The organism is Selenomonadales bacterium (genome assembly GCA_017442105.1).
Classification (GTDB): Bacteria; Bacillota; Negativicutes; order RGIG982; family RGIG982; genus RGIG982.
Map to the genome: position 1 here is coordinate 1 of JAFSAX010000107.1, position 3,856 is coordinate 3,856.

Annotated in this window: 6 protein-coding genes and 1 other annotated feature; all 6 genes read right to left on the reverse strand. The window is 45.3% G+C overall.

The genetic code is table 11. The features are described from left to right. Positions 1-668 precede the first annotated feature (668 nt). Complete coding sequence (gene rplL, locus IJN28_04230) at positions 669-1,034, reverse strand: 50S ribosomal protein L7/L12 (protein ID MBQ6712979.1); 366 nt, start codon at positions 1,032-1,034, stop codon at positions 669-671. A 79-nt stretch (positions 1,035-1,113) separates the two neighbouring features. Then, on the reverse strand, positions 1,114-1,644 hold the full coding sequence (locus tag IJN28_04235; protein ID MBQ6712980.1) for a 50S ribosomal protein L10: 531 nt from the start codon (positions 1,642-1,644) through the stop codon (positions 1,114-1,116). A 16-nt stretch (positions 1,645-1,660) separates the two neighbouring features. Further along, positions 1,661-1,790 (reverse strand) — a sequence feature (ribosomal protein L10 leader region). Positions 1,791-1,807: 17 nt separating this feature from the next. Beyond that, positions 1,808-2,500: a 50S ribosomal protein L1 gene (rplA, locus tag IJN28_04240; GenBank protein MBQ6712981.1), complete on the reverse strand. Its 693-nt coding sequence runs from the start codon at positions 2,498-2,500 to the stop codon at positions 1,808-1,810. A gap of 55 nt (positions 2,501-2,555) precedes the next feature. Further along, positions 2,556-2,981 (reverse strand): 50S ribosomal protein L11, encoded by a 426-nt coding sequence (gene rplK, locus IJN28_04245; GenBank protein ID MBQ6712982.1) that lies wholly within the window; start codon positions 2,979-2,981, stop codon positions 2,556-2,558. Positions 2,982-3,010: 29 nt separating this feature from the next. Next, positions 3,011-3,541 (reverse strand): transcription termination/antitermination protein NusG, encoded by a 531-nt coding sequence (gene nusG, locus IJN28_04250; GenBank protein MBQ6712983.1) that lies wholly within the window; start codon positions 3,539-3,541, stop codon positions 3,011-3,013. Between the two features lie 44 nt (positions 3,542-3,585). Continuing rightward, the gene (secE, locus tag IJN28_04255; protein ID MBQ6712984.1) at positions 3,586-3,801 is read right to left on the reverse strand and encodes a preprotein translocase subunit SecE; all 216 of its coding nucleotides are present in this window, start codon (positions 3,799-3,801) and stop codon (positions 3,586-3,588) included. Positions 3,802-3,856 lie beyond the last annotated feature (55 nt).

Here is a 3,856-nt window from a genome sequence, read left to right on the forward strand (position 1 = left end):
CTTCGGCTCGCCCAAGCTGAACGACTCGAACGAGAGCACGAGGTTGCCCGTGAAATCTTGGATCGGAGAAATGTCTTTGAAGATCTCCTGCAATCCTTTGCGCAGGAACCAGTCATACGAGTTTGTCTGGATTTCGATTAAGTTAGGCATGTCCAGTACTTCTTTGATCTTTGCATAGCTGTACCTGACTCGTTTGCCTACCGGAACAGGATTGAACATTAAATCCTTCACCCCTTAAGCCAATTTAAAGCCCTACTGATGTATTTGCAGAGCGTGGTAAAAGAAATGCGAAAAAGGCAAGGCCTCATGTAGCTTTTTGAATAAGAACCTTGCTTGTGCGTGATGGGGTCAACCAACCTTCTTCTGTTACATTTCCTTTTACTTATACAGTGCTAATACATATAGAGTATCCGCACTATCCTACCTCAAAACGGGCAGGATACGGCATCATATACTCTTATAGCAGTAATAAATATTAACACGCAATGTCAAGTTTGTCAAGCGATTTTATAAAAATAAAATAAAAATGTACAATATAATACCGATCTGTTTTTTCGTTGCTGTCATATTATCTGTTTTATAAACAAAAAACCCGAACCTGCAATGCAGATTCGGGTTTTGACTGCGACAAAAATGTCTAACTTCAAGCTGCTAGCGGCAGCGAGAAATTATTTAATTTCGACCGTAGCGCCTGCTTCTTCGAGCTGAGCTTTGATTTTTTCAGCTTCGTCTTTAGCAACTTTTTCTTTGAGAGCTTTCGGAGCTTCGTCAACGAGTGCTTTAGCTTCTTTGAGGCCAAGACCAGTTACTTCGCGAACGATTTTGATTACGTTGATTTTGCTGGAACCAGCGGATGCGAGGATTACGTCGAATTCAGTCTGTTCAGCTGCTGCTGCTGCTGCCGGAGCTGCTGCTGCAACTGCTACCGGAGCTGCTGCGCTTACGCCGAATTTTTCTTCCAATGCTTTTACGAGTTCAGAGAGTTCGAGAACCGTCATCGATTCAATAGCTTCCATGATTTGTTCTTTAGTCATTTTAAATTACCTCCAATAAGTAAGTTATTATTTTTAAATTTCAATTTTGTTTATGCTGCATTAAGCAGCGATGCATAAATTATGCAGTTTCTTTCTGTTTGCGTACTGCTTCGAGAGCATATACCAAGTTGCGGATCGTACCCTGAAGAACGTTGACGAAGCCAACGATCGGGGACTGCATGCCTGCGAGTACCTGAGCAACCAAAACTTCTCTCGGCGGCAAGTCTGCGAGTGCTTTAACGCCGGCTGCGTCGATAACGCTGCCTTCAACAAGACCTGCTTTAACCTGAAGAGCTTCGAGTTTCTCTTCTTTAGCGAAATCTGCCAACACTTTTGCCGGAGCTACTGCGTCCTCTTTCGAGAAAGCCATTGCAGTTGCACCTTCAAACGTCGGGAGAAGACCTTCTTTTTCAGTTTCTTTGGCAGCGATCATTGCCATCGTGTTTTTGATAACGCGATATTCAACGCCTGCTTCACGGAATTTGCGACGGAGTTTTGTATCCTGTGCAACCGTAATCCCCGTGTAAGCAGTGAAAACGACGCCTTTAGCATTAACAAAAATGTCTTTGAGATCAGCTACCATAGCTTGTTTTTGTGCTGTAATTGCCACTTTCACACCTCCTTAAAGCTGTAATCAGAAACAGCTTCCGACTCTATTCGTCGGAAGCTGCTGGTTATTCCCATTCGCTCCGACCTCGGCAGGCGGATCACTCCATTACACATACCTGCTGTCTACAGTCTAATTTTTGCTATTGAGTTATTCCAAACCAAAATTAGTCTTTTTTGGCGGAGGCTTTCAGCGGATTAACCTTTATTCCAGGGCCCATGGTCGATGCAACCGTTACGGAACGGATGTACTGACCTTTTGCAGCCGCAGGTTTTACTTTATTCAATGTGTCGATCAACGTAGCCATGTTGTCAACGAGTTTATCTGCATCGAAGGATGCTTTACCGATCGGAGCATGGATGATACCAGCTTTGTCCGTGCGGTATTCGATTTTACCGGCTTTGATCTCGTTGATCGCACGAGTCAGATCCATCGTAACGGTTCCGACTTTCGGGTTCGGCATAAGACCTTTAGGACCGAGGATTCGACCCAAACGACCTACCGTACCCATCATGTCCGGCGTAGCAACTGCTACGTCGAATTCAGTCCAGCCGCCCTGGATTTTCGCAACGAGTTCATCGGAACCTACGAAATCTGCACCGGCAGCTTCTGCTTCTTTTACTTTATCGCCTTTAGCGAATACCAATACCGTTTTGCTTTTGCCCGTGCCATGCGGCAATACAACCGCGCCACGAACCTGCTGGTCAGCGTGTTTAACGTCTACGCCCAAGCGAACTGCAACTTCGATCGTTTCATCGAATTTTGCAACAGCAGTTTTTTTAGCGAGTTCGATCGCTTCTGCAGCTTCATAAAGTCTGTCTTCAACAAGCTTCGCTGCTTCCTGATATTTTTTACCCATTGTTTTCTTTCCTCCTAACGTGGTCATAGCGGGAATCCCTGCCACCGAGTATCGATTAGCCTTCGACTACGATACCCATGCTGCGCGCCGTACCTTCTACCATTCTGGTAGCAGCTTCGACGGAAGCGGCATTCAAGTCTTGCATTTTGCTTTCAGCGATCTCACGAACTTTGTCGCGGGAGATCGTAGCAACTTTTTTCTTGTTCGGTTCACCGGAACCGCTTTCGATACCAGCAGCTTTTTTCAAGAGAACTGCAGCCGGCGGCGTTTTCGTGATGAACGTAAACGAACGATCTTCGAATACCGTGATCTCTACCGGAATGATGAGACCAGCCTGTTTTGCTGTTCTTTCATTGAAGTCTTTGACAAAAGCCATGATGTTAACACCGGCCTGACCGAGTGCAGGACCAACCGGCGGTGCTGGCGTAGCTTTACCTGCAGGAACCTGCAATTTTACCATTTTTACAACCTTTTTAGCCATTGTGGTTACACCTCCTTAAAGTATACGCATTATAACTTTTCAACATCCGAGAAATCGACCTCACCGGGCGTTTCTCGACCGAATAAATCAACAAGCACTTTCAATTTACCGCGCTCGGAGTTGATCTCCGTAACAGTCGCCGTCCAGTTTTCGAACGGACCGGATACGATCCGAACGACTTGTCCGACTTCAACATCAATGCTTGGCTTAATTTCTTCATAACCCATTGCTTTGAGTATCCGTTTTACCTCTGCATCCGTAAGCGGGATCGGTTTCGTGCCGGAACCAACAAATCCCGTTACGCCAGGCGTATTGCGGACCACATACCAAGAACGGTCATTCACAATCATTTCTACCAATACATAACCCGGGAAAATCTTTTTCTTGGTGACTTTTTTCTTACCGTCTTTCGTTTCGACTTCATCTTCCATCGGAACGAGGATACGGTAGATCTCGTCTTCCATGCCCATCGAATGAACTTTACGTTCGAGATTGGCTTTTACTTTATTTTCATATCCGGAATAAGTATGGATGACATACCAGTTTTTTTCAGATTCCATAGCATAAGGAACGTCCGAGGAACGCTCCCCACCCCCTTAGATACTTAAGATAAAATCATGTTCATAACACCCGACAAAATCAGGTCATAGAACCAAATCAGCGCCGAAATCAATACGACAGCAACGAAAACAACACCTGTGTAAGAAACCAACTCTTTCTTACTCGGCCATGTTACTTTCTTCATTTCAGCTTTGACTTCTCGAGCAAATTGCTTGCCGCGAGCTGCGCCGCCTTTCGGATCGGTTTCTTTAGCAGCCATTTTTTCACATCCCCGTTACGTACTAACATACATCGCTGTATAATTGGCAGGGGCA